Origin of the sequence: Streptococcus periodonticum (assembly GCF_003963555.1) — a bacterium.
Classification (GTDB): domain Bacteria; phylum Bacillota; class Bacilli; order Lactobacillales; family Streptococcaceae; genus Streptococcus; species Streptococcus anginosus.
This window is the reverse complement of the sequence record NZ_CP034543.1, coordinates 1,195,452-1,222,169: the sequence shown is the minus strand read 5'-3', so window position 1 is coordinate 1,222,169 and position 26,718 is coordinate 1,195,452. Positions and strand designations below refer to the sequence as shown.

Annotated in this window: 25 protein-coding genes; 23 read left to right on the top strand and 2 right to left on the bottom strand. The window is 37.6% G+C overall.

All coding sequences use genetic code 11. The annotated features are described in order from the left end of the window. Window positions 1–17: 17 nt before the first annotated feature. The 10 genes from EHW89_RS05960 (at window position 18) to EHW89_RS05915 (ending at window position 11,228) form a co-directional block, all read left to right on the top strand. Window positions 18–443 (top strand): hypothetical protein, encoded by a 426-nt coding sequence (locus EHW89_RS05960; protein ID WP_126467295.1) that lies wholly within the window; start codon window positions 18–20, stop codon window positions 441–443. Between the two features lie 237 nt (window positions 444–680). Continuing rightward, window positions 681–1,073, top strand: a complete 393-nt coding sequence (locus tag EHW89_RS05955; RefSeq protein ID WP_126467294.1) for a plasmid mobilization protein — start codon at window positions 681–683, stop codon at window positions 1,071–1,073. After that, window positions 1,067–2,710, top strand: a complete 1,644-nt coding sequence (locus tag EHW89_RS05950) for a relaxase/mobilization nuclease domain-containing protein (RefSeq protein ID WP_126467292.1) — start codon at window positions 1,067–1,069, stop codon at window positions 2,708–2,710. Before EHW89_RS05955 ends, EHW89_RS05950 begins: the two co-directional genes overlap by 7 nt. A gap of 291 nt (window positions 2,711–3,001) precedes the next feature. Beyond that, window positions 3,002–3,190, top strand: coding sequence for a hypothetical protein (locus EHW89_RS05945; RefSeq protein ID WP_037567226.1), 189 nt, complete (start codon window positions 3,002–3,004; stop codon window positions 3,188–3,190). Next, entirely contained in the window at window positions 3,187–3,993 is an 807-nt protein-coding gene (locus EHW89_RS05940) for a ParA family protein (RefSeq protein ID WP_020999734.1), read from the top strand. Before EHW89_RS05945 ends, EHW89_RS05940 begins: the two co-directional genes overlap by 4 nt. Before the next feature lie 54 nt (window positions 3,994–4,047). Next, the gene (locus tag EHW89_RS05935; protein ID WP_041791224.1) at window positions 4,048–4,275 is read left to right on the top strand and encodes a hypothetical protein; all 228 of its coding nucleotides are present in this window, start codon (window positions 4,048–4,050) and stop codon (window positions 4,273–4,275) included. A 209-nt stretch (window positions 4,276–4,484) separates the two neighbouring features. Next, window positions 4,485–5,837 carry an ISLre2 family transposase gene (locus EHW89_RS05930; RefSeq protein WP_020999733.1) on the top strand — a complete coding sequence of 451 codons (1,353 nt, stop codon included), beginning with the start codon at window positions 4,485–4,487 and terminating at the stop codon, window positions 5,835–5,837. Between the two features lie 393 nt (window positions 5,838–6,230). Beyond that, window positions 6,231–7,427, top strand: coding sequence for an elongation factor Tu (tuf, locus tag EHW89_RS05925; RefSeq protein ID WP_003023932.1), 1,197 nt, complete (start codon window positions 6,231–6,233; stop codon window positions 7,425–7,427). A gap of 156 nt (window positions 7,428–7,583) precedes the next feature. Beyond that, window positions 7,584–8,342, top strand: coding sequence for a triose-phosphate isomerase (tpiA, locus tag EHW89_RS05920; RefSeq protein WP_126467290.1), 759 nt, complete (start codon window positions 7,584–7,586; stop codon window positions 8,340–8,342). A 66-nt stretch (window positions 8,343–8,408) separates the two neighbouring features. Further along, window positions 8,409–11,228, top strand: a complete 2,820-nt coding sequence (locus EHW89_RS05915) for a GBS Bsp-like repeat-containing protein (protein ID WP_126467288.1) — start codon at window positions 8,409–8,411, stop codon at window positions 11,226–11,228. Window positions 11,229–11,429: 201 nt separating this feature from the next. On the opposite strand, the gene mnmE is transcribed toward EHW89_RS05915, so the two are convergent. Continuing rightward, a complete protein-coding gene (mnmE, locus tag EHW89_RS05910; protein WP_126467286.1) occupies window positions 11,430–12,803 on the bottom strand; it encodes a tRNA uridine-5-carboxymethylaminomethyl(34) synthesis GTPase MnmE in 1,374 nt (457 codons plus the stop codon). Window positions 12,804–13,158: 355 nt separating this feature from the next. Between mnmE and rpiA the strand changes: the two genes are divergently transcribed. The 4 genes from rpiA to EHW89_RS05890 all read left to right on the top strand — a co-directional run bounded on the left by rpiA (window position 13,159) and on the right by EHW89_RS05890 (window position 16,489). Then, window positions 13,159–13,848, top strand: coding sequence for a ribose-5-phosphate isomerase RpiA (gene rpiA, locus EHW89_RS05905; protein ID WP_126467284.1), 690 nt, complete (start codon window positions 13,159–13,161; stop codon window positions 13,846–13,848). A gap of 182 nt (window positions 13,849–14,030) precedes the next feature. Then, entirely contained in the window at window positions 14,031–14,840 is an 810-nt protein-coding gene (locus tag EHW89_RS05900; protein ID WP_126467282.1) for a purine-nucleoside phosphorylase, read from the top strand. A gap of 183 nt (window positions 14,841–15,023) precedes the next feature. Then, window positions 15,024–15,737, top strand: coding sequence for a purine-nucleoside phosphorylase (deoD, locus tag EHW89_RS05895; protein WP_126467280.1), 714 nt, complete (start codon window positions 15,024–15,026; stop codon window positions 15,735–15,737). Then, a complete protein-coding gene (locus EHW89_RS05890; protein ID WP_126467278.1) occupies window positions 15,734–16,489 on the top strand; it encodes a hypothetical protein in 756 nt (251 codons plus the stop codon). Before deoD ends, EHW89_RS05890 begins: the two co-directional genes overlap by 4 nt. A 58-nt stretch (window positions 16,490–16,547) precedes the next feature. On the opposite strand, the gene EHW89_RS05885 is transcribed toward EHW89_RS05890, so the two are convergent. Then, on the bottom strand, window positions 16,548–18,716 hold the full coding sequence (locus tag EHW89_RS05885) for an LTA synthase family protein (protein ID WP_405194485.1): 2,169 nt from the start codon (window positions 18,714–18,716) through the stop codon (window positions 16,548–16,550). Between the two features lie 248 nt (window positions 18,717–18,964). On the opposite strand from EHW89_RS05885, the gene EHW89_RS05880 reads away from it, so the two are divergent. From EHW89_RS05880 to EHW89_RS05840, 9 genes are read left to right on the top strand one after another with little or no spacing between them, the layout of a single operon-like run. Continuing rightward, on the top strand, window positions 18,965–20,128 hold the full coding sequence (locus tag EHW89_RS05880) for a class I SAM-dependent rRNA methyltransferase (RefSeq protein ID WP_126467274.1): 1,164 nt from the start codon (window positions 18,965–18,967) through the stop codon (window positions 20,126–20,128). Continuing rightward, a complete protein-coding gene (gene aroD, locus EHW89_RS05875) occupies window positions 20,125–20,802 on the top strand; it encodes a type I 3-dehydroquinate dehydratase (RefSeq protein WP_049507947.1) in 678 nt (225 codons plus the stop codon). Before EHW89_RS05880 ends, aroD begins: the two co-directional genes overlap by 4 nt. Then, complete coding sequence (locus tag EHW89_RS05870; protein ID WP_126467272.1) at window positions 20,792–21,646, top strand: shikimate dehydrogenase; 855 nt, start codon at window positions 20,792–20,794, stop codon at window positions 21,644–21,646. Before aroD ends, EHW89_RS05870 begins: the two co-directional genes overlap by 11 nt. A 10-nt stretch (window positions 21,647–21,656) precedes the next feature. Next, window positions 21,657–22,724, top strand: coding sequence for a 3-dehydroquinate synthase (aroB, locus tag EHW89_RS05865; RefSeq protein WP_126467270.1), 1,068 nt, complete (start codon window positions 21,657–21,659; stop codon window positions 22,722–22,724). Window positions 22,725–22,757: 33 nt separating this feature from the next. Next, complete coding sequence (aroC, locus tag EHW89_RS05860) at window positions 22,758–23,924, top strand: chorismate synthase (protein ID WP_022526237.1); 1,167 nt, start codon at window positions 22,758–22,760, stop codon at window positions 23,922–23,924. Beyond that, on the top strand, window positions 23,924–24,760 hold the full coding sequence (locus EHW89_RS05855) for a sulfite exporter TauE/SafE family protein (protein ID WP_126467268.1): 837 nt from the start codon (window positions 23,924–23,926) through the stop codon (window positions 24,758–24,760). Before aroC ends, EHW89_RS05855 begins: the two co-directional genes overlap by 1 nt. Next, on the top strand, window positions 24,757–25,131 hold the full coding sequence (locus EHW89_RS05850; protein ID WP_049507952.1) for a DUF1634 domain-containing protein: 375 nt from the start codon (window positions 24,757–24,759) through the stop codon (window positions 25,129–25,131). The genes EHW89_RS05855 and EHW89_RS05850 overlap by 4 nt, the downstream gene beginning before the upstream one ends. Window positions 25,132–25,141: 10 nt before the next feature. After that, window positions 25,142–26,248: a prephenate dehydrogenase gene (locus EHW89_RS05845; RefSeq protein WP_126467266.1), complete on the top strand. Its 1,107-nt coding sequence runs from the start codon at window positions 25,142–25,144 to the stop codon at window positions 26,246–26,248. 11 nt (window positions 26,249–26,259) lie between these two features. Further along, complete coding sequence (locus EHW89_RS05840; RefSeq protein ID WP_003023972.1) at window positions 26,260–26,598, top strand: YlbF/YmcA family competence regulator; 339 nt, start codon at window positions 26,260–26,262, stop codon at window positions 26,596–26,598. Window positions 26,599–26,718: the final 120 nt, after the last annotated feature.

The window sequence follows — 26,718 nt, the reverse complement described above, 5'->3', positions numbered from 1 at the left end:
AGAGGAGATTCAAATAGATGAATATAACACAGGAAGAAAGATTGATGAGCTTGCTGAGGGATTATGTGTTTCTTATGGATGGTGACCTTGTTTTAGGATATCGTCCTGAAGCAACAAACCTTACTCGAAGCAACTTACTGCAACAAATGGAAGAAGAGTATAAAACATTGACAACAGATGATTCCACTCTAAAGAATTGGTATCGTGACAATATAGGCTTGTTAAATCAAGTAGAAGATACTTCGTTTGAACAAGCACTAAAAGAAAAAATCCTACTGGCAGAAATTCAAACAGGACATTCTATTTGGCAGGAGTTGACATCAAAACAAGTAGATAGGTTGGGTCAAAAATTAGTGGAAAACGAGATGATTCAGTCATCATCTATTGACTCAAAACCAGTCACGAAGTTTAAAAAAATCTTTCCTTATCTTGGAAAGCAGTAAAATTTGACAGTTTGGAAGAACTAAAATGTTAGCCCAGGGGTTTGGGGATTTCCCCAAAAATGAAAAAGGGGAGAGAGTCAAAATGGGGATTTGACTTTCTCTGACCTTTTTTAAAATTCGCATTTGGTACCCCAAATGCTACGCTTGCCACAAGAAAAGGTCAGTCAGTCCCCATTTCTCATTGTGGGAAGTTCTATGATTAAAAATGCTCAATTTATAGCAGAAAGGAGTCATTGCATGAGGGAACGATATGAAAATAGAAAACGACCTATTGAGAGGAAAGTTCGTTTTACTCCAGATGAAGATCGTCAAGTCAAAATGACAATGGAAGAAATGGGCGTTAAGACATTTCAGTCTTATGCAAAAAATATGTTGGTACAAGGGCAAGTCGTTCAAATTGATTTTTCGGAGTTGAAAGATTTGCGAGTGGCAATCAATCGAATTGGCGGAAACATCAACCAAATTGCCAAACATGCCAACGAAAATGATTTGATTACGATAGAGGAAATCGGCGAAGTTGTGAATCTCTTATCTGAAATTAAAGACTTAGTCAATGCTAAAGTTTCTAGTGAGGAGAAGAGAAGCATCGCACAGAAAAAACAAATAGTAAGGACGTATGATGAATGGTAGCGATTAAACCGCCAATACAAATTAAGATGCAAGGAAATCTGAAACAAGCGGTTCAGTATATTCTAAATTCAAAGAAAACAACTATCAAATCTATTTCAGAAATAGAAGAGAACTTTCCAATTGTCATCAAAAATGGAGAACACTGTATTCAGTTAGTATCAGGTCATCAGATAACAGACGTGTCCATAGCAGATGAAGAGATGATCATGACAAAGAGGTTAGCTGCAATAGAAAAAGGAGATGATGATTTTAAAGAAATTTATTCTGGAAAACAGGTTCTAGCTCATCATATCATCCAGTCATTTTCTCCAGATGATCACTTGACTCCTGAGCAGGTACATGAGATCGGACGTAGAACGATGTTAGAGTTTACAGGTGGAGATTATGAGTTTGTCATTGCAACACATGTTGATAAAAATCATCTCCATAATCATATCATCGTAAACACAACCAATAGTGTCACGATGAAAAAAATGAGATGGCAAAAAAATACGTTAAAAAAATTAAGAGCAATCTCAGATAAACAGGCGGATTTGTATGGAGCTAAAATCATTCAGCCAACGATGAAAAATTCTCATAAAAAGTATGCTGCTTGGCGCAGACAAAATAATTTTCGGTTTGAAATAAAAGAGCGCTTAGATTTTCTGTTGAAACAATCCATCTCAATGGAAGATTTCAAAATGAAAGCGAAAGCACTTGATGTACAAATTGATTTTTCTGGAAAATATGTAAAGTATCGTCTACTAACTCCATTAGATGGAAAATTACAAGAGAGAAATACTCGTGATGATACATTATCAAAAAAAGGAATTTATTCGTTGGAAAATATTCAGAAGAGGATTCGCTTAAATCAAGTTGTTTATGATGTATCAGAAATACGAGAAAGGTATCAAAACGAAAAAGAGAAAACTGAAATTGATTTTGAGTTGAAATTAGAAGTTGAAGCTTGGCAAGTGGAATCAGAAACGACAAATGGTATTTATCTTCAAATGGATTATGGAGTTTTTAATTCTGGCACAATTCTTATCCCTGCTCATAAGGTAGATAAGTTAGAAAATGGAAATTATCATATTTTTCTTAAGGAGAAAGATTATTTCTATTTGATGAATCCCGATCATTCTGAAAAAAATCGTTATATGATGGGAACGACCGTTGCGAAACAACTGGCAAAACAAAATGGACAAGTGATAGTCACTAAAAATCCTTATATATCTTCAATGAAAGAACTGATTCAAGAATTTAATTTCTTAGTAGATCATGATGTGCGAAATGGAAAACAGTTTGATGAGTTAGAGGAACGCTTTAATCAAAAAATAAAAGAGACAGATCAGGAATTAAAAAAATTAGATGATCGTCTTGTTCAGTTGAGAAAAATTGAAGGAGGATTTTTATCTTTAGAAACGGATCCTGAAAATTCTTTAGTAGCTAGTCGATTGCTAGAAGAATTAGTGAAACCTGGAACGAAACGAGAAGATATACAACAGTTGATTCAACAATTAACGATTGAGAAAGGAGTTCTAAAAGAGCATTTTGAAGATACTTTGAAGAATTATACGAATTATCAGGAAGTAAAACAAAATGTGCTGACTCGAAAAGAACTCTCTAAGTCGGGTCAAGAAAAAGGGAAAGAAATTTAAGCAAAAACAATCATAAATATCATTATAAATATATTGACAAATATATTTATAATGATATAATAGAAGTATAGAAATTAGGAGGGGAATCTCATGAAAAAATACTTTCTTACAATTACGTATATTCTTTTAGTTACTTTCTTAGTTTGTGTTGGAGTAACCTTATATCTTCTGTTAACAAAGTATCCAATGTTTTATATCATATCAAGTGGTATATTTACAATTATTATCGGAATTGGAATTTATGCTCTGTTTATTTTAGCATCATTCGAGGTTTAAAAAGGAGAATTATAAATGACAAAATCACAATTATCTGTTAGTATATTTTGTTTTTCCATGCTTATTCTAGGAGTTATTTGTTTGTTTTTAGGTTATGCAAATTTGGGTATATATTGTAATACTTTAGTATTTGCCATTCAAAGTATTTTGATAGCCCAGCAGCTTATATTAAGAAATAACAACAATTCGGAGGATGAAAAATGAAGATCATAAGTTTTGCTGCCATCAAGGGTGGCGTCGGAAAAACAACCTTAACGTTTAACTATGCGGAGTGGTTGGCTAAAAAGGGGAACAAAGTTCTCTTAATTGATTTAGACCATCAGTGTAACCTGACCCAGTGCTATAATATTTACGAGAGCAAGAACACAATTGCCAATACTTTCAAAAGTGGAGACGTGGAGATTAAACAGGTCAAAGAGAACATCAGTCTTATACCTGGTTCTGTCCAGCTAGATGCGGTTGAGCGAGACTTGGAGAATAGCGACAAGAAAAATATGCTGCTCTATCTCTGGTTAGAAGATAACTACGAGAAGAAACAATTAGATCAGTTTGACTATATCTTGATTGATTGCCGTCCAGATTTTGCGACAGCGACAAAAAATGCGGTGGCTGTCAGCCATGCGATTATCAGTCCACTAACACCTTCTGAATTTGGTTATAATGCTAAGTTTAATCTTTCTAGTCGTTTGGAGGCTTTTAGAAAAGATGTGATTGACTATCGGACGAGAGAGTCCTATATTACTGCCAAACTTTATTTCTTGGCAAATATGATTCGTCCTAATTACGGTTCTTCTAGAGAGTTACTAGAAGCACTTGGACTAGAAGCTGAAGAAAAAGGAGAAGATAATCTGTTAGGGATTGTGCCAGCTAAGGAATTATTCAACCATTCCACGATTGAGAAGATTTCTATTGCGGATATGAAAGAAAATCCTGATCTATACAAAAAGCATAAAAAGTTTTTTGACGAATTGGAGCAGACTTTCTCCAAAATTTATGATACAATATAATTATATTTATAAACACAAATACAATTATAAGTATAAACAAAAAAGGAGATAGTCATGGCATTTACCCCTAAGGAAAAAGAAATATCCAAAATCATTGAAGAAACTAATCAACCAGCAGCACAGCCTATTTTTACTACTAACAATGCTAGTTTTGAGAGAAAGAAGCAATTTCAGTTTATGCTCAAGCCAAGTAACCGAGAAAAGCTTGACCGATTGGCTAAAGCTGCGGGTGCTCGTTCAGCTTCTGATTATCTAGATAGATTATTAGAAAGTATGGAATAACTATATCTATAATTGTAGTCATAAACACAAATATAATTATAAATATATTTGCTGTCAAGAAGAAATAATATAGACTTTTTCTGTTTTATGGTATAATGTAAGAGGTTCAAAACTCTAACAAGAGGCATCGGCTTTTAGCCGGTGTTTTTTATGTTCTGAAATAAATTCTTTTTTTGAAAATAATTCATGCGTTTTGTAAAATAAGAATTATGGATTTGAAAGTGATTAGTGAAAAAGAATTATTAAGCCAATTTCGAGCAGATGAACCAGATAAATTTTATCAATTTATTTCTTCTTTTGAGAAATACGTTGCGCCGATTATGCGTGCCAAAGGGTATCGAAGAATCAATGAAAGTGAACGAACAGTTGCTTTTCTTTTTGGAGAAGTCACATTTAGTAGGAGTCGTTGGACAAATGGGAAACGAACACGGATTCCAGTTGATGAAAAATTGGGATTAAAGAAGCATGTTCGCTATGCTCCAGAATTGCTGTTCAGAATTTCAAAATTAGCCACTTTTTTACCTTATCGCCAAGTATGTAAAATTATTGAAATGGATTATTCTATTGTGATTTCAAAAGATACTGTTTTAAAGGTTGTTAAACTAGCAAACAAACTTTTGAAAGCAAAAGAGCGCTATCGTTATCTAAAGGATGATAACACTGTTCAAAAGATTAAAAGTAATCGTATCTATGTTGAAGGTGACGGCGTTATGGTAAAGTGTAACTCTGGAGGAGATGAACGGAAAAACATGGATTTGGCTCACTTTGTTGTCCATACTGGACGAAAGCGAGTAGGTCCAAATCGTTATGAATTGCAGAATAAAAAAGAGATTATCAATAGCAGTCATGCGAAAGCAAAAGAGGAATTATTAGATTATCTCTATAACTATTTTGAAATTACACCTGATACTGTTTTAATTTCTAATTCAGATAACGGGAAAGGTTATACATGTAGAATCTTTATTGAGTTAAAGAAGGCTTTAAACATCCGACGGCATGAACATTTTTGGGACGCTTATCACTTGAATGAGAAAATCAAATCCTTTTTTAAACCTTATCCTAAAGATTTGCAAGATGTTTGTTTTAAAGCTATCCAAACACATGATAAAGAACTGTTGAAAACAGTATTTGATACCTGTGAAGGATTGATTACAGACGAAGAAGAAATGAACCAACTTTTATCTTTTAAACAAAAGCTGTTTAGGAATTTTAGATATACAAAACCAGCTACTTTAAGAGGACTTTCTGATGTAAATATTGGGATTATGGAATCGCAACACCGAAAAATTACTTATCGTATGAAACATCACGGAATGTATTGGAGTGAAAAGGGAGCTAATACCTTATCTCAAATGATTCTTTTAGAAAGAAAGGACGAATTAGAAGAGTTATTTTTTGGAAGATGGAAACAAGAGTATGAGCAGTATAAGTCGGTTGTTATGAGTGCAGGCAAGCTAAAAACAAGAAGTTGGCAAAATCCTTTCACTAAAACTCATGGAATTGCAGGTCATTTAATGCAGCGGTGTGAATATAAAAAAGCGTCAAAAAATCCTTATTTTTAACGCTTTTTTGGCTTGTTTTGCTTGCATTATTTTAGTGTTAATGATATAATAATTATATTGAAAAAACAAAAAAGGTGTAGAAGTTGCTGCTTCTACACCACCGATTAAGACAAAAGACACTTGCTTAATCAGTCAAACAGTATTGTAACATAAAAAACGCAATAACGTCAAGACTGGGGCAAGAAATAATTTGTCTCAGTTGTTTTTTTGGAAATATTTTATACTAATTTTCTTGATTTGTAGGGGATTTTATTGGTTCTCAAAAATTTAGACACAAACAAAGGCGTAAAATGCTTGCAATTTGAAGAAAATTTGATAAAATAGTAAGGAAAGTTAGACTGTATTGCCTACTGTCTATCTATAAAATATATTTTATTGGAGGCTTTTACTCAAATGGCAAAAGAAAAATACGATCGTAGTAAACCACACGTTAACATCGGTACAATTGGACACGTTGACCATGGTAAAACTACCCTAACTGCAGCTATCACGACTGTACTTGCACGTCGTCTTCCAAGTTCAGTTAACCAACCAAAAGATTACTCATCTATTGATGCTGCTCCAGAAGAACGCGAACGCGGAATCACTATCAACACTGCACACGTTGAATACGAAACTGCTAAACGTCACTATGCTCACATCGACGCTCCAGGACACGCGGACTACGTTAAAAACATGATCACTGGTGCTGCTCAAATGGATGGAGCTATCCTTGTAGTAGCTTCAACTGACGGACCAATGCCTCAAACTCGTGAACACATTCTTCTTTCACGCCAAGTAGGTGTTAAATACCTTATCGTCTTCATGAATAAAGTTGACTTGGTTGACGATGAAGAATTGCTTGAATTGGTTGAAATGGAAATTCGTGACCTTCTTTCAGAATACGATTTCCCAGGTGATGAAATCCCAGTTATCCAAGGTTCAGCTCTTAAAGCTCTTGAAGGTGATGAAAAATATGAAGACATCATCATGGAATTGATGGATACTGTTGATGAATACATTCCAGAACCAGAACGTGACACTGACAAACCATTGCTTCTTCCAGTCGAAGATGTATTCTCAATTACTGGACGTGGTACTGTTGCTTCAGGACGTATCGACCGTGGTACTGTTAAAGTCAACGACGAAGTTGAAATCGTTGGTATCCGTGACGAAATCCAAAAAGCAGTTGTTACTGGTGTTGAAATGTTCCGTAAACAATTGGACGAAGGTCTTGCTGGAGATAACGTAGGGGTTCTTCTTCGTGGTATCCAACGTGACGAAATCGAACGTGGACAAGTTCTTGCTAAACCAGGTTCAATTCATCCACACACTAAGTTCAAAGGTGAAGTTTACATCCTTACTAAAGAAGAAGGTGGACGTCATACTCCATTCTTCAACAACTACCGTCCTCAATTCTACTTCCGTACTACAGACGTTACAGGTTCAATCGAACTTCCTGCAGGTACTGAAATGGTAATGCCTGGTGATAACGTAACAATTGATGTTGAGTTGATCCACCCAATTGCCGTAGAACAAGGAACTACATTCTCTATCCGTGAAGGTGGACGTACTGTAGGTTCAGGTATGGTTACAGAAATCGAAGCTTAATTCAGTTAAGTTCCCAGATGAACAATTAAAGTCAGACAAACAAGCTCCGCTATTGCGGGGCTTTCTTTTTTATGATTTCATTCGACTCAGTCTTTATTTCTCTATTAAATTATGGTAAAATGATAGATGTAAATAAAAAAAGAAGAGGTATGTGAAATGTCACGTAAACCGTTTATCGCTGGTAACTGGAAAATGAACAAAAATCCAGAAGAAGCTAAAGCATTTGTTGAAGCAGTAGCTTCTAAATTGCCTTCATCAGAACTTGTTGAAGCTGGTATCGCAGCTCCAGCCCTTGACTTGTCAACAGTTCTTGCAGCTGCTAAGGGTTCTGATCTTAAAATTGCCGCAGAAAACTGCTATTTTGAAGATGCTGGTGCATTTACTGGTGAAAATAGTCCCAAAGTTCTCTCTGAAATGGGCACAGATTATGTTGTAATTGGTCACTCAGAACGTCGTGAATACTTCCATGAGACAGATGAAGATATCAACAAAAAAGCAAAAGCAATCTTTGCAAATGGGATGCTTCCAATTATTTGTTGTGGTGAAACACTTGAAACTTATGAAGCAGGTAAAGCTGCTGAATTCGTAGGTGGACAAGTTTCAGCCGCTCTTGCTGGCTTATCAGAAGAACAAGTTTCTTCACTTGTTATCGCATATGAACCAATCTGGGCTATTGGTACTGGTAAATCAGCTAGCCAAGATGACGCACAAAAAATGTGTAAAGTTGTTCGTGACACAGTTGCAGCAGATTTTGGCCAAGCAGTAGCGGATAGAGTTCGTGTACAATACGGCGGTTCAGTAAAACCTAACAATGTTGCTGAATACATGGCATGTCCAGATGTTGACGGTGCCCTTGTTGGTGGAGCATCACTTGAAGCAGAAAGTTTCCTTGCATTGTTGGACTTTGTAAAATAATTTCTTAAAAGAAATAGTTAGCTTGCCATATTTTATGGCAGGCTTATTTTAAAATGGAGAAATAAAATGAAAAAGAAAAGTTTATTTTATTTAGCAAGCACAGCTATTTTAATTGCAGCTAGTTCACAGCAAATTTTTGCTGATGAACCTGTAAAAACTTCTACGCTAGAGCCGACAGTAGAACTCAACAAACAAGAAACTCATTCTTTAGCTGAACTCCAAACAAAAGAAGTAACTCAAACTGCTCCAATAAATCAAACAACTTCATCTTCTTCATCTAAAAACGAAGCAATTACTGCTTCAACTGAAGCTAAAGTTTCAGAAGAACAAAATGTTGTAAAAGAAAATTCGACAACTACAACTGAGACTAAAAAAGACAACAAGTCAACTTTTTTTGCTGCACAGAATAATCAAGCAACAGCTAGAAGTAATCCTGATGCACAAGTGAAAAAATCAACTTTTGTGGATGTCAGCAGTCATAATGGGCATATCAGCAAAGAGGATTATCAACATTTAGCTGAAAAAGGGGTAAATGGGGTTGTTGTCAAATTAACAGAAGGAACGAGTTATAAAAATCCTTATGCGGCTTCTCAAACACAGAATGCACAAGCGGCAGGTATGCAAGTGTCGGCTTATGCTTTTTCTCATTATACTAATGAAGCAGAAGCAAGAGCAGAAGCGCGCTATTTTGCAGAGGAAGCAAGGCGATTGAACCTTCCTTCCTCAACTGTTATGGTAAATGATATTGAAGATTCTGATATGCGTCCGAATATCAATGCAACTACTCAAGCTTGGGCAGATGAAATGCGGCGTATGGGTTTTTCAAATTTGATGTACTATACAAGTGCAAGTTGGCTTGATCGAAACAATCTTAGAACGAAAGGACCAATCCAAACAGAACAATTTGGCTTGGAAAATTTCTGGGTAGCGCAATATCCAACTTCAAAATTAAGTGCCGATGATGCGAAAACACTGAAATATAATAGTGAAGCAGGTGCTTGGCAGTTTACTTCGCAAGCTGAACTACTACCTGGTCGTCATGTATTTGACCAAAGTGTGGATTATACTGGACGATTTACGAATAAGGCAACTCCAAGCAATCGTGCTGTAAATCAGCCAATAAAGGGAAAAATCACGGTTCAAAACAAGAATCCTAACACGGGAACCTTTGATGTGATTGTGTCGGACGTTTCTGCTCCTTACGGCGTTCGTGAAGTGAAATTACCGACCTGGTCTAATGTCAATGGTCAAGATGACATTATCTGGTACACAGCGACAAAGCAAACTAATGGAACCTATAAAGTAACAGTAAGGGCAGTAGATCACAAATTTTCTACAGGACTCTATCATATTCACCTTTATTACATTCAAAATAATGGGAAATTGGTTGGCGTAGGTGGAACAACTACCGAGCTTTCATTTGGACGACCTCAAGGAAAAGTGACTATTGCTAATAATAATCCTAACACAGGAACCTTTGATGTGATTGTTTCAGGTGTTTCTAGCCCTTACGGCGTTCGTGAAGTGAAATTACCGACCTGGTCTAATGTCAATGGTCAGGACGATATTATCTGGTACACTGCCACTAGACAGGCCAATGGAACTTACAAAACAACTGTCAAAGCGAGTGACCATAAAAGAAGCACAGGTTTGTACCATATTCATCTTTACTACATCCAAGGAAATGGTAAAATCGTTGGGATTGGTGGCACAACGACAGAAGTTTCAATTGCACGTCCAAAAGGTACATTAACAATTCAAAATAAAGATGCCAATAAAGGGACTTTTGAAGTAATTGTTTCCAACGTTTCTAATCCAGATGGTGTTCGTGAAGTGAAATTACCGACCTGGTCTAATGTCAATGGTCAGGACGATATTATCTGGTACACTGCCACTAGACAGACCAATGGAACTTATAAGGCATTCATTAAAGCAAGTGATCATAAGAATTCAACCGGTTTGTACTATATTCATTTGTACTATGTTCAAAACAATGGAACATTAATTGGAGTAGGCGGTACATCAACCAATGTGACAATTTCTGCGGAAAACCTTAAACCAACTGGAAAAATCACGATTCAAAATAATAATCCTAAAACAGGAACATTTGACGTGGTAGTGTCTAATGTTTCCAGTCCTTATGGTGTTCGTGAAGTGAAATTGCCAACTTGGTCTAGTGTGAATGGTCAAGATGACATCATTTGGTACACTGCTGCGAAACGATCAGACGGTACCTATAAGATAACTGTGAAAGCGAGTGACCATAAGAACTCAACCGGAGAATACAATATTCATTTGTATTACATTCAAAACAATGGTAAACTCGTTGGAGTGGCGGGCACCACAGTACAAGTTTCTAAAACGTCTTATCCGACACCATATTATTCTCAACGTGATAGTCGTTGGGCAAGACGAACTTATGGTGGCTATACGTTTGCTGCAACAGGCTGCGTTCCAACGACAGTCGCTATGGCAATTTCTGGTATTACAGGACAGACTGTCTTGCCAACGACTGTGGCCGATTATCTCTATCACTCTACGAATGAATTTAATAAGAGAAGTTACGGAACAACGAGCCACGGAATTGTATTAGCAGCACGGCATTGGGGCCTAAAAACAGAGACTTTAGGGTCAACTGCAGCTGTGCGAGAAGCACTTGCTATGGGATACCATGTGCTTGGTGCAGTAGGAACCAGTGTATTTGCAAATTATCCTGTTACACATGAGCTAGTCATGAGAGGCTATAACAACGGAATGACTTACGTAATGGATCCGTATAATCCTAATAATAATGGCTATTATTCAGTAGATTATTTATTTAGAGTACGGAGTTTGGATCCAACTGACAATACAGAAGGTTCTCCATTCATGACAATCAGAGCATAATATTGTGTCTGCTCTATGAGAACGAAGTTTCTGCCATTTTATCGGTTTAGTAATGAAAGGATGAAACTACGAACTAAAAATTTTAAATGTTTAGTTCTGTCTTATTCTCTTTTTGATGAAAAGTAAAAAGCTCTATGATTTCTAAGGTTATTCCTATAGAAATCATAGAGCTTACTTGTTTTTGTTCGAATTTATTTACTATTATTTTCCCAAACAAAATTGGCTGAAAAGTTGGCTAATGAGTTCATCAGGAGCGGCGTCACCTGTTATTTCACCAAGGATTTCCCAGGTCCGAGTCAGATCTACTTGCACTAAGTCAACAGGCATTCCTAAATCCAGTCCCTCATTGACAGCTTGGAGACTTTCGACAGCTTTTTCAATCAGAGAAATATGGCGAGCGTTAGAGAGATAAGTAGCGTCTTGTTCTACAATGCCTGCATTTTCAAAGAAAAGTTGGTTGATTCGTTCTTCGATTTTATCAATATTTTGATTTTGAAGAACAGAAATCTTGATAAAGTCATCGGGAAGCTGGTCAACTTCAATCTTTTCTTCTAAGTCAGTTTTATTGAGCAGCAAGATACGATTGGTGTCTTGACTGATTTCTAACAGTTTGCGGTCTTGTTCTGTCAATGGCTCGCTTGCATTCAGCACAAGAAGCACAAGGTCAGCGTCTTGGAGCACTTTTTTGGAACGTTCTACTCCGATTTGTTCGACAATATCATCTGTATCACGAATACCCGCAGTATCAATCAACTTGAGTGGCACTCCGTTGATGTTGACATATTCTTCAATGACATCGCGAGTGGTTCCAGCAATGTCCGTTACAATAGCCTTATCTTCACGGAGCAAGTTGTTAAGGAGACTAGATTTTCCGACATTAGGGCGACCAATAATAGCAGTCGAAATTCCTTCGCGCAGAATCTTACCGCGACGAGCTGTTTTTAAAAGCTGGGTTAAAAGTTTTTCAAATTCAGCTGTTTTTTCACGCAACAGTTTGGTAGTCATTTCCTCAACGTCATCATATTCTGGATAGTCAATATTGACCTCAACTTGAGCTAGTGTGTTAAGAATTTCCTGACGTGTGTTGTTAATGAGATCGGATAGAGAGCCGTCCAGTTGCTTGACGGCGGTATTCATGGCTTTGTCCGTTTTTGCCCGAATAATGTCCATAATAGCCTCTGCTTGCGTCAAATCCACACGTCCATTGAGAAAGGCTCGCTTGGTAAATTCACCAGGTTCCGCCATTCTAGCACCTTCTCGAATAGCTAATTGGAGGATTTCGTTGGTCACAGCAATTCCTCCGTGAGTGTTAATCTCAATCACGTCTTCGCGCGTGAAGGTTTTAGGAGAACGCATAGCTCCAACCATAACTTCATCTAAAATTTCGTTTTTTTCTGGGTCAATAATATGCCCATAATTTAGTGTGTGACTGGCAACGGTACTCAAATCTTTTCCTTTAAAGATTTTTTGAGCAATGGCAAAGCTGTCCGTCCCGCTCAGTCTAACAATGCCGATAGCTCCTTCACCAAGAGGAGTGGAAATGGCAGCAATCGTATCAAATTCTTTGGTTATCATCAATTTAATCCTTATAATGTGTTTATGCAATCTATATTCATTGTAACGCAAAACAAGGTTCGTCGCAAGATTTTTACATGCTGTTTTTGTTCAAATAAATTCATCATCTCTTTTTAATACAATAAAATAAATTTTAAGAAAGCTTCAAATATCATTTGTTTATTCGTTTGATATATCAAATTTTAGCAGATAAAATCTGGAATTTTTGGTGTTTTATAATCAAGAAAAATAGAATATTCGGATTTTAGAATGTTTGTAAAAAAGGGATCATTTAAAAAGAAAGTGGTTTCATTTTTGGGGTGCTAAAGTTGGCAAATCATGGTATACTAGAAGCAGATTGAATAAAGGAGCAAAAATGGAAAACCTCAAAAAAATGGCAGGAATCAAAGCTGCAGAATATGTGAAAGACGATATGGTAGTTGGTTTAGGAACGGGTTCGACTGCCTATTATTTTGTGGAAGAAGTTGGACGGCGTATCAAGGAAGAAGGACTGAAAATAACAGCAGTTACAACTTCAAGCACAACGAGTGAACAAGCTCGGCGTTTAGGTATTCCTTTGAAATCAATTGATGAAGTAGATGAAGTAGACGTGACCGTTGATGGAGCTGATGAGGTGGATACTGACTTTAACGGTATCAAAGGCGGTGGCGGCGCTCTGCTTATGGAAAAAGTTGTCGCAACTCCAACCAAAACCTACATTTGGGTAGTTGATGAAAGTAAAATGGTTGGTAAACTAGGTGCTTTCAAATTACCGGTAGAAGTCGTACAATACGGAGCAGAACAGCTTTTCCGTCGTTTTGAACATGCAGGCTATAAACCGTTATTTCGTGAAAAAAATGGGCAGCGCTATGTCACGGATATGCAGAATTTCATTATTGATCTTGACTTAGGCGTGATTGAAAATCCAGTCGAATTTGGGCAAAAGCTAGATCATGTAGTTGGCGTTGTGGAACATGGACTCTTTAATCAAATGGTGGATATGGTCATTGTTGCTGGAAGAAATGGCGTGCAAATTTTAAAATCAACCAAATCAAAAGGAGAGTAGAATTTTATGTCACATACAATTATATTCATGTCATTGTCATGGATTCAGTCCGAATTGGTACTGCATTAAGTGCTGTTCAAAAAGAACAGGAAAGATTAGAATATGCTCTTAAGAGTGGAGCGTAATTGTGTCATTCAATATTTTTCGAGTGAAAATTAAAAAAGATATAAAAGGATAAAGATATGAATTTAATGGATAAAGTTAACGAAACAGCACAGTTTTTAAAAGATAAAGGAATTACTGCACCAGAATTTGGTTTGATTCTCGGTTCTGGTTTGGGAGAATTAGCTGGTGAGATTGAAAATGCTGTCAGCATTGACTATGCAGGCATTCCAAATTGGGGTCGCTCAACAGTAGTGGGGCATGCTGGTAAATTGGTTTATGGCGATTTAGCAGGTCGGAAAGTACTGGCTTTGCAAGGACGTTTTCATTTTTACGAAGGAAATCCGATGGAAGTGGTGACATTCCCTGTTCGTGTGATGAGAGCACTAGGTTGTGAAGGTGTCATTGTTACCAATGCCGCTGGAGGGATTGGATATGGTCCAGGGACGTTAATGGCTATTTCAGACCATATCAATCTGACGGGGCAAAATCCTTTGATTGGAGCGAATTTGGATGAATTTGGTCCACGCTTCCCAGATATGTCTGATGCTTATACAAAAGCTTACCGTGAAAAAGCCCACGCCGTAGCCGAAAAATTAGGCATTGAATTGAAAGAAGGAGTTTATCTGGGTGTGACGGGACCAACTTATGAAACACCAGCTGAAATCCGCGCTTTCCAAACCTTAGGTGCAAGTGCTGTTGGTATGTCAACTGTTCCAGAAGTAATTGTGGCAGCCCACTCAGGCCTGAAAGTATTGGGAATTTCAGCTATTACAAACTTTGCAGCTGGTTTCCAAAGCGAGCTAAACCATGAAGAAGTGGTGGAAGTGACTGAACGAATCAAAGAAGATTTCAAAGGACTTGTAAAAGCAATCCTTGCAGAATTATAAAAAACATAAATGTAAAAAGAGTCGAAGATTGAGCTTACAATCACATCTCTTTCTGAACTCAACTAGAAACGAAAGGAATAAAACCCGCACGCAATCCTTTCTGAGATGAATAAGCTCCTAAGAAAAGTTATTTAGCGCTTGTACTTTTCAGTTTGGGTTTTTGACGGGCTTGGTATCTTACTTATGTCAATCCATATTGCAGCAAAACAAGGCGAAATTGCCGATAAAATTTTACTACCTGGAGACCCACTCCGTGCCAAATTTATTGCCGAAAACTTTTTAGAAGATGCTGTATGTTTTAATAAAGTTCGCAACATGTTTGGTTATACAGGGACTTATAAGGGGCATCGTGTTAGTGTTATGGGAACTGGAATGGGAATTCCGTCTATTTCGATCTATGCTCATGAGTTGATTGTTAACTACGGCGTGAAACGTTTAATTCGTGTAGGAACAGCTGGTTCCTTGAATAAAGACGTTCACGTACGTGAATTGGTATTAGCGCAAGCAGCAGCGACAAACTCAAATATCATTCGTAATGATTGGCCTCAATATGACCTTCCGCAAATTGCAAGTTTTCGTCTTTTAGATAAGGCTTATCACCTTGCCAAGGATTTTGGTATGACAACGCACGTTGGAAGTGTCTTATCATCAGATGTTTTCTACTCCAACTATGGTGAAAAAAATATCGAACTTGGTAAAATGGGAGTTCTGGCTGTGGAAATGGAAGCGGCAGCTCTTTACTATCTAGCTGCTCAATATAATGTCGAAGCACTTGGCATTATGACCATTTCAGATAGTTTAGTTCATCCAGATGAAGACACAACAGCGGAAGAACGACAAACGACTTTTACAGATATGATGAAAGTCGGTTTAGAAACGCTTATTTCAGAATCATGATTGAAAATTTAGACGTCAAAGAAGAGATAATTTACGCTATTTCTCGCTATGATTATGCTCATGCCTATAAATTGGCTCAAAGACTGAACGATGCAGAATCAAAGCTAGTTGAACTTTTATATATCATGGCAGAGCGGAGAGAGTTGAATATTCGCCCTGCTATGGAATATCAGTTGAAAATTAGAAATGATTTTCAACTTTTTTGTCATGATTCTGAGGAAGATGAGCAATTAGCGAATTACCTATATGACTTAGAAGCAAAGCTCAAAAACGAACAAGTGATTGACTTTATTCGTGCTGTTAGTCCGGCGATTTATCGGATTTTTATGCGTTTGATTAAGCAAGAAATTCCTGATATTGAATCTTACATTCATAATTCTAGAGAAGCGAGTTACGATCGTTGGAATTTTGAAAAGATGAAAAATACAGGACACCCCATTTTGAGCACTTTTCATGCTGAAAGTCCAGTTCATTCTTCTAGTCTGGCTAGCTTGATTTTACTGTTGGATTTACCAGAGCAAGTTAAAATCATGGTCAAAGAACTACGAAAGTTGGAGAAATCCGTTCGGAACCCATTGGCGCATTTGATTAAACATTTTGATGAAGAAGAATTGCATTCCACTACAGGTTTTTCTTCTCAATTTTTTATGGAAATATTGATTTTGTTGGCGCAAGCAACAGGCATTACTTATGACGAAGAGCAGTTTTACTTTGATCGGGTTAATCAAGTCATCAAAATATTGCTAAATTAAGTGTTTTGTTTCATTATAAAATCCCATACAGTTCATTTTACTTGTATGGGATTTTTGGTTATTTAGAAGAAGAGCTGGATTCTTCTGTTGATGAGGAGGAACCGCTACTTGTTGATTCAAATTGTTCAGGGTGAAGAGCACGATAGCTTGGGGAATTAAACAGATCAACAGTTGAATTACCACCTCGTTTGCTATAAAGGCTTGTAGATTCATCACCTTTTTTCTTTTCAATAGATAATAATGATTTAAGTGAGTTGGTATAAGAATAGTCCTTAGGATTCACTTTCCCTAAATCATTTCCAGTATAGAAGCGAAGCAAGTCTCCGGTTTGAATCAGGTCACTCATTTTCAACTGCTCATTGGTTGTATTGCGGATTTTTTCCAATTCTGCCTTAGTTGTTTCATCTGGATTGGTAATTTCTTCTCCTGTTTCTGTGTAGTAAGTACGTCCACTGTAGCTAGTATACTTAGGAGTTACAAAATAGTTTGATGAACGAAAGGCAACGGTTTGTTGATGTTTAGATGATAACAAATCTTGACCGACTTGCAAGTATTGTTTAGAGTCTATACCGAGCAAATGTTCCAGAGTAGGTAAAAGGTCAACTTGTCCGCCATAGGTATTAACGACTTTTCCTTTTGTCATACCAGGAATAACGACCATATAAGGAACTCTTTGTAGCATGGCATTGTCGTAGCTAGACCATGTTTCAGAGTTTTTGCCTAGCAATGGTGCTAGCGAAGGGTTCCGTGAATTGGAAATACCGTAGTGGTCACCATAAAGAACGATGATAGAATTTTCATAAAGGCCAGATGCTTTTAAGTAGTCAAAGAATGATTTAACGGCAGAATCTAGATAATTGGCCGTTGCAAAATAACCATTGATTGTTTCATCCTTGGTTGAAGCAAGTGGGAAACCAATCTCGTCTCCAATCAAGCTAGTTGTATAAGGATAGTGATTAGAAACGGTGATGTATTTTGCATAAAATGGTTGTTGTAAATGTTCAAGATATTTAATAGAATCTTTGAACATAATCTTATCATTCAGACCATATTGGAATGAATTCGTTTTGTCTTGCTTAGAAAAGTAAGAAGAATCGAAGAAATAGTTATATCCCCATTGTTTGTAGGTGGTATTTCGATTCCAGAAACTACCAGCATTTCCGTGGAAAACGGCACTAGAATTATAACCATTTTTTGAGAAAATGTACGGAGCAGCTTGCTGCGTGTTTGTTCCACCATAGTTTACCATAAAGGAGCCCTGATTGAGACCGAACAAACCAGTTTCTAACATCGTTTCTGCATCAGATGTTTTTCCAGCTTTTACTTGATTAAAGATATTAGAAAAAGCAAACGTTGAGTTTGAATGATAAAGAGAATTGAGGAATGGAGTTACTTCGTATTCTTTGCCCTCAGACTTTAATTTATAATCAATCAGGAATTGTTGGAAACTTTCTAAATGAAGATAGATGACATTTCTACCTTTAGCAATTCCGTAATACTCTTTATTTGGCTCGGCATAGTGTGACTTGACGTATTCTTCAACTGGTTTCAAATCTTCAGCACTTGCTTTAGAGCGTTCTTTGTTGGCACTATAAGTCTGATTAGCACTATAGCCAAGAAAGGCTGGCAACCCTAGGGCGCGGACAACATAATAATTAGAGAAGCCGCGTGTCAATAACTCTGGGCGGTCAACTTCTGCTAAAAAGAGGTTGGCTGAAAATAGCATACTGGATAGAGCAGTAATTGCAAAACTAGCTCGCTTGTTGAATGGCCGATCATCTAAACGAATCCATTTTTTATAAAAAAGAAAACCTAAGATTGGAAAATCAATGATGTAAATCAAATCTCCAGGTCGGAATAGTTCAAGCGCAGCCTCTCCCAGACCAGCAGAAACACTACTTGAAGCGAGCATGGTATTGACAGTAACAAAATCACTAAACTCGCGATAATAGATAGAGTTTGAAATGAGCCAGACAAATAATAAAATATAAAGCGCAACTGTTAGAATATAGAAAACCTTGGTTTTTTTAATATAAAATGCTAGTCCAATCAGTAATAATCCTAATGGAAGAGGATTGATGATAGCGAGAAAGACTTGATAGGCACCCTGAATATCCAGATTAAAATCAACAGAATAGGCCCACATGGTTTTCAGCCAATAAAGGGTCAGTAAGGTCAAGACAAAACCTAGTCTTGTACTCATGAAGTTGAGCATCTTCCTAGTCATAGTTTTCACAAATATATACTTCCTTGTCTTATTTCCTAAAATTTTCACTACTAAGTATAACATATTTTTGATTTAAGTTGGTAATTTAAAATGTTGCATTTTCTTTTGCTAGATAAAAAACAGAAAAAGGATTTTTATCAATTGAGAATAAATAGAATTTTTACGTATGAACACATTTTTTGCAATCATTTTGTAATAAGTAGTACATTTTTTTGAGAAAATTCATAACATTTGATATAATAGAGTTTATGAAACAGCTTACGATTCCTTCTTATACTGAAGAAAACATAAAAAAAGGACGATTTGTTTTAGAAAAACAAGATTTTCCTTCACTTTCTTTTCATCATCAAGTTGTAGAACTGGTAAATGCAAAAGGAAATTTTGTAGGTATCGCATATTTATCAGAGCAAAACAAGGGTATCGGCTGGTTTATCTCACAGAAGAAAGTAACTTTAGATGTCTCGTTTTTCTGTCAGTTATTCCAATATGCGAAAGCAAAGCGACAAGTTTATCAACAATCAAAAGAGACAACAGTTTACCGCCTTTTTAATCAAGAAGGAGATGGTTTTGGTGGGTTGACAATAGATTTGTATCAAGAATATGCTGTTTTTTCTTGGTATAATCTCTTTGTTTACGAAATTAAGGATACCATTGTTCAAGCATTTCAACAGGTCTTTCCAGAAGTTACAGGAGCGTATGAGAAAATTCGTTTCAAGGGTTTGAATGTTGAATCCGCTCATTTGTATGGGCAAGAAGCACCAGCATTTTTCACGATTTTAGAAAATGGTGTTCGCTATCAAGTGTTTTTAAACGATGGATTGATGACGGGAATTTTCCTCGATCAGCATGAGGTGCGTGGTAGCTTGGTAGACGGTCTAGCAGCTGGCAAGTCGCTGTTAAATATGTTTTCCTACACGGCAGCTTTTTCAGTTGCGGCAGCCATGGGAGGAGCCAGCCAGACGACCTCTGTTGATTTGGCAAAACGCAGTCGTGAATTGTCGGAAGCACATTTTAGAGAGAATAATCTTGACTTAAGCAACCATACATTCTTTGTAATGGATGTGTTTGACTATTTCAAATATGCAAAACGACATGGTTTGACTTATGATGTAATTGTGTTAGATCCGCCGAGTTTTGCAAGAAATAAAAAACAAACTTTTTCTGTGGCGAAGGATTATCATAAGTTGATTGCTCAGTCTTTGGAAATTTTAAATCCCCAAGGGATTATCATTGCTAGTACAAATGCTGCGAATGTTTCACGTACTAAGTTTAAAAAAGAAATTGAAAAAGGTTTTGCAGGAAGCAAGCACCGTTATTTGAAAGAATACGGTTTGCCAGCAGATTTTGCTTATAATAAAAAAGATGAAAGAAGTAATTACCTCAAGGTATTTACCATTAAGGTGGACAAATGAAATTAGTCGTATCAGTGATGCCGAAAAATTTAGAGGAAGCGCAGAATATTGATAGCTCGCGTTATGATGACGCGGACATTATTGAATGGCGTGCTGATTTTTTAGCAAAAGATGAGGTTTTGACTGTTGCACCTGCTATTTTTGAAAAATTTGCTGGTCGTGAATTGATTTTCACTTTGAGAACAATTGACGAAGGTGGAAATATTGAATTGACGGATGATGAATATATTTCTACCATCAAGGAAATTTCAACGATTTATCAGCCGGATTATATTGATTTTGAATATTTTTCTCACAAAAATAGATTTGAGGAAATGTTGGATTTTCCAAATCTTGTTTTGAGCTATCATAATTTTGAAGAAACGCCTGAAAACATGATGGAAATTTTATCTGAATTGACCAGTTTGACACCAAAAGTGGTGAAAGTTTCTGTTATGGCACGCAGCGAGCAAGATGTACTAGACTTGATGAACTATACGCGTGGTTTTAAAACTTTAAATCCAAATCAAGATTTTGTAACGATTTCCATGGGACAAATTGGAAAGATTTCGCGGATAACAGCAGATTTGACAGGCTCAAGCTGGTCGTTTGCAAGCTTGGATGAATCCAGTGCACCAGGTCAAATTTCTCTTGCCAATATGAAGCAAATTCAGGAGATTTTGAATGAAAATTGACGGCTATACTCGTTTAGCGGCGGTTGTCGCCAACCCAATCAAACACAGTATTTCTCCTTTTATCCATAATGCAGCGTTTGAGCAAACGGGTGTTAATGGAGTTTATGTGGCTTGGGAAATCTCACAGGATGACTTGAAAGCAACTGTTGAAAATATTCGCCGCTATAATATGTTTGGAATCAATTTGTCTATGCCTTATAAACAGGCTGTGATTCCTTTTTTAGATGAAGTGACACCTGCTGCGCAGATGATTGGGGCGGTGAATACTGTCGTGAATCAATATGGAAAATTGATTGGTTATAACACAGATGGCAAGGGATTTTTTATGAGCTTGCCTTCTTTTGTCATTAAAGGCAAAAAAATGGTCATGCTTGGAGCTGGTGGAGCTGCGACAGCGATTATTGTGCAGGCAGCTCTAGATGGTGCTGAGGAGATTTTTGTGTTTACGCGCCATTCCTCTTTTGAACGCGTTTCACAGAAAATGAAGGAAATTCAGCAGAAGACTGCAGCGAAGATTTGGGTATTATCTTTAGAAAATCAAGAATTACTACAAGAAAAAATTAACGTTTCTGCTTTATTGGTCAACGGGACCAGTTTAGGCATGGACGGTAAGGCTTTACCGATACCAAGCAGTATTCGTTTACCACATTCACTTCTTGTGGCAGATGTAATTTACCAGCCGTTTGAAACCCCATTTTTAAAATGGGCAAAAGGACAAGAAGTTGAAGTAGTGAATGGCTTGGGAATGTTGTTGTATCAGGCGGCAGAAGCATTCAAATTGTGGACAGGAAAAAAAATGCCAACGAAAGAAATTTGGCAGGCATTGGAAAAAAAGTACAAATAAGGGGTTGCCTATGAAATTAAATGTGAATATTCCCAATCATCCTTACGATATTGTCATTGAAAAAGGTACTTTAGCCAAAGCTGGAGAATGGCTGGCAAGTTTATGGTCAGCTCAAAAGGTCGTTGTTATCACAGATAATCATGTGGCAAGTCTGTATGCTGAAACGGTTAAATGTAGCTTAGAAGTTGCTGGTTTTGAAGTGTTTGTATTTGATTTTCTGGAAGGTGAAGCTAGTAAAAATTTAACAACAGTCAATAAAGTTTATGAATTTCTCGCTAAAGTAGGGATGACTCGCAGTGATGGTATTGTTGCCTTGGGTGGCGGTGTGGTCGGTGATTTGGCTGGCTTTGCCGCTTCAACTTATATGCGAGGTATTCATTTTGTACAGATACCGACGAGTTTGACAGCTCAGGTAGATTCTTCGATTGGTGGAAAAACAGGAGTCAATACGCCGTGGGCTAAGAACATGGTGGGTACTTTTACTCAGCCGGACGGGGTTCTGATTGACCCAGATGTTTTAAAAACTTTAGGACAACGTGAATTGATTGAAGGCATGGGAGAGGTCATCAAGTATGGTTTGATTGAGGATGTGGAGCTGTGGCAGGAACTGTCTGACATGGATGGTAGTCCAAAATCCATTTTGGAGCACGCAGAAAGTATCATCTATCATTCTTGCAATGTCAAACGAAAGCTAGTAGTGGAAGACGAACTTGACAATGGTGTGCGCCTTTATCTAAATTTTGGACATACGATTGGTCATGCAGTGGAGGCGACTGCTGGTTATGGCAAAGTCATGCACGGAGAAGCTGTGGCTATTGGAATGGTTCAGGTAGCGCGTGTAGCAGAAAAAAAGGGGCTGATGCCTAAAGGAATTACCACAGATATTGAGCAGATGTGTCGCAAATTTGGGCTTCCAGTTGATTATCAACCTTGGCGACAAGAAGAACTCTATCATGCCTTACTTCATGATAAGAAAGCTCGGGGCAAGACAATCAAATTAGTCATTGTTCCAGAATTAGGTAGGACAGCCATTCATCAGATTTCTTTAGAAGAAATGAAAGATTATTTAGAAAAGTAAGAGCTAAATAGCAACAACAGATGAGGTAACGGAATGAGATATTTAACTGCTGGGGAGTCACATGGACCGCGTTTAACAGCTATCATTGAAGGAGTGCCAGCTGGGCTTCCTTTGACAGCTGACTACATCAATGCAGAATTGAAACGTCGTCAGGGCGGATACGGTCGTGGAGCTCGTATGAAAATAGAGAGTGACAAAGTGGAAATTACTTCTGGTGTTCGGCATGGGCGAACCATGGGGGGGCCGATTACACTCAATGTGACCAATCTAGATCATCAAAAATGGTTGGACATCATGAATGTAGCAGATGTGGAGGACAAGAAAAAAGGGCTGCGCAAGATTACCAAACCTCGTCCAGGTCATGCAGATTTGGTCGGCGGTATGAAATATCGTTTTGACGACTTGCGCAATTCATTGGAGCGCTCTTCTGCGCGTGAAACGACCATGCGGGTTGCGGTGGGAGCTGTTGCTAAGCGTCTTTTAGAAGAAATCGGAGTTGAGGTAGCTAGTCATATCGTAACTTTCGGTGGCATTGACATTGAGGTTCCGGAAAATCTGACCGTTTCTGAAATCAAGAAACGTGCTCGTCAGTCAGAAGTTTCGATTGTCAATCCAGAACGTGAAGAGGAAATTAAAGCCTATATTGATCAGATAAAGAAAGATGGTGACACGATTGGTGGAATTGTTGAAACCATTGTCGGTGGTGTGCCAGTTGGACTAGGTTCCTATGTTCAATGGGATAGAAAGCTAGATGCTAAAATTGCTCAAGGAGTGGTTTCTATCAATGCATTTAAAGGTGTGGAATTTGGAGTTGGTTTTGAAGCGGGGCGGCTTAAGGGCAGTCAGGTGATGGATGAAATAATCTGGTCTAAAGAGGACGGCTTTACTCGTCGTACTAACAATCTAGGTGGTTTCGAGGGCGGTATGACCAACGGAGAACCTATCGTAGTGCGCGGAGTGATGAAGCCAATCCCAACTCTCTACAAGCCACTTATGAGCGTTGATATTGAGACACACGAGCCTTATAAAGCAACGGTGGAGCGAAGCGATCCGACAGCTCTTCCAGCTGCTGGTGTTGTTATGGAAGCTGTTGTTGCAACAGTGCTTGCAACTGAGGTTTTGGAGAAATTCTCTTCAGACAATCTGAAAGAATTAAAAGAAGCCGTTCAACAACACCGCGATTATGTGAAAGGATTTTAATGCTCACCTATATTTTTACAATGACTTTGGTCGGAATTTTTGCAGGAATTTTGGGCGCTTTATTAGGACTTGGAGGCGGAATTGTTATCACGCCTGTACTCACTCTCTTATTTGGAGTAGACATTAAGTATGCGGTAGGAGCCTCTATTATTGCAGTTTTAGCAACTAGTTCAGGTTCTGCGATTGCCTATCTCAAAGATGATATGCTCAATCTGCGAATTGCCATGTTTTTGGAAATTTTTACGACTTTAGGAGCTTTTGTAGGCGCTATGTTATCAGTGATAACAGATTCACAAGTCCTTTTTTTACTTTATGGCGCTCTCATGCTCTTTCAAGCATTTAATATGTACCAGAAGATTCATGATAAAAAGGACAATCAGAGTGTGAGCCACAATGATGCTATCGCAGAGAAATTAAATCTCGGTGGTGAATATTTTGACAAAGGTCTCAACCAGACAATCAAGTATCAAGTGACCAATGTCCCTGGTGGCTCTGTTGTCATGTTCTTTGCAGGTGTTATGTCGGCGCTTTTAGGAATTGGTGCGGGTGCTTTCAAAGTATTGGCCATGGATACTGTTATGAAAATGCCTTTAAAAGCTAGTTCAGCAACTTCTAACTTTATGATGGGAGTGACAGGAACGGCTTCAGCTATCTTTTACCTTTTTATAGGACAAATCAACCCGGTATTGGTTACACCAATCGCCTTGGGTGTTTTAGCAGGTTCTTTCATCGGAAGCCGCATCATGCCTTATGTACCTGTAAAAGTATTGCGCTGGATTTTTCTAGTCGCTTTATTAGCTCTGGGTGTGCAGATGTTTATACGAGGTATGCAATGACAGATAAAATGCAAAAAGAAGAGCTGGATTTGGTCATGGGGAAAATTCTTCGCATAGGGATTTTTCTCTCCATTCTTTTTATGTTTATTGGCTTGGTTCTTTACCTTTTTAGTGGTCAGCAGGTCATTTCTTTAAAGAATTTGGAACAGTTTAATCCAGTTGCCTATGTGAAGAGCCATTCCATTTTTGATGCAGTGACGTTTATGTTACTAGGGGCTTTTATGCTTATTTTGACACCGATTTTTCGAGTGATTTCAACTTTTATCATTTTTGTCAAAACAAAAGATAAAATGTATACGATTTTCACAGCGATTGTTATGGTTATTATTTTAGTATCAATTATTTTGGGATTCATTGTTGAGCCAAAGTAAGGAGTTAAGCATGGTAAAGAAAGTTATTTATATTGCGGGTCTTGGTTTGATTGGTTCATCAATCGCGCTTGGAATTCGACGTGATCATCCAGACTATACTATATTAGGTTACAATCGTGGAAAAGAATCTCGAAAAATTGCCCTTGAAAAAGGCATGGTAGATCAAGTGACCGACCAGTTTGCTGAATTTGCTCCTCTGGCAGATGTGATTATTCTTGCTGTCCCTATCAAGCAAACCATTGAGTTTATCAGGCAATTAGCAACTCTAGATTTGAAAAAAGATGTGATTATCTCAGATGCAGGTTCTACCAAAGCTGAAATTGTAGCTGCTGCTGAAGAAGCTCTAAAGGAGAAAACCATTCGCTTTATAGGTACTCATCCAATGGCTGGTAGCCATAAGTCAGGTGCTAGTGCAGCAGATGTAAATCTCTTTGAAAATGCCTATTATATTTTTACTCCGTCTCATTTGACGAAAGACGGCACGATAGCAGAAATGAAGAATCTCTTATCTGGTCTACATGCTCGGTTTATCGAAATTGATGCCAACGAGCACGATCGTGTCACCAGTCAAATTAGCCATTTTCCGCATATTCTCGCTTCTAGTCTTATGGATCAAGCCGCTGCCTATACTCAGCAATACGAGATGACGCAGCATTTCGCTGCTGGAGGATTTCGTGATATGACACGGATTGCAGAAAGTGAGCCGGGCATGTGGACTTCGATTTTGTTGACAAATCCAGATGCTATTTTAGAGAGGATAGAGGATTTTAAGAAGCGCTTGGATACTATTTCAGGTGCCATTCAGAATAAAAATGAAGATGTGATTTGGAATTTCTTTCAGCATGGTCGCCAAGTGCGAAAAGCTATGGAAATTCATAAACGAGCAGGTGTGGATAGCTTTTATGACATTTTTATCAATGTTCCCGATGAAGAAGATGCTATTTTAGGAGTGTTGGAACTTCTAAGGGGAACATCCATTGTTAACATTCACATCAATGAAGAAAATCGCGAAGATATTAACGGAATTTTGCAAATCACCTTTAAAAATCGCGAAGATTTGGAGAAATCTGCTAAAATAATAAGAGAAAAGACACACTATCAGGTCTTTTTAGATTAAGGAGGAAGACTATGTCAAATATTTATGATTTAGCGAATGAATTAAGCCGTACTCTGCGAGACCTTCCTGAGTACAAAGCTGTTGTCGAAAGCAAAAAAGCAGTAGATGCTGATAGTGAAGCAAAGAGTCTTTTAAAAGACTATCTAGCTTTCCAGCAAGAACTGCAGGGCATGGCGCAATCAGGTCAAATGCCAACGCAAGAAGTGCAAGACAAGATGAAGTCGTTTGGGGATAAGATTCAAGGCAATCCTGCCCTGACTGAATTTTTCAATAAACAACAACAATTGTCTATTTACTTGGCTGATATTGAACGTATCATTTTTGATCCGGTTCAAGAATTGTTGAAATAATGTTATGATTCAAGCTGATTCAAGATTTTGGTCAGCTTTTTATGTGCATAAAATCCATAGGAGAAGAAAGGATTCAACAAATTAGCGAGAATTTTCTGAATATTTCCACTAAATACTTGT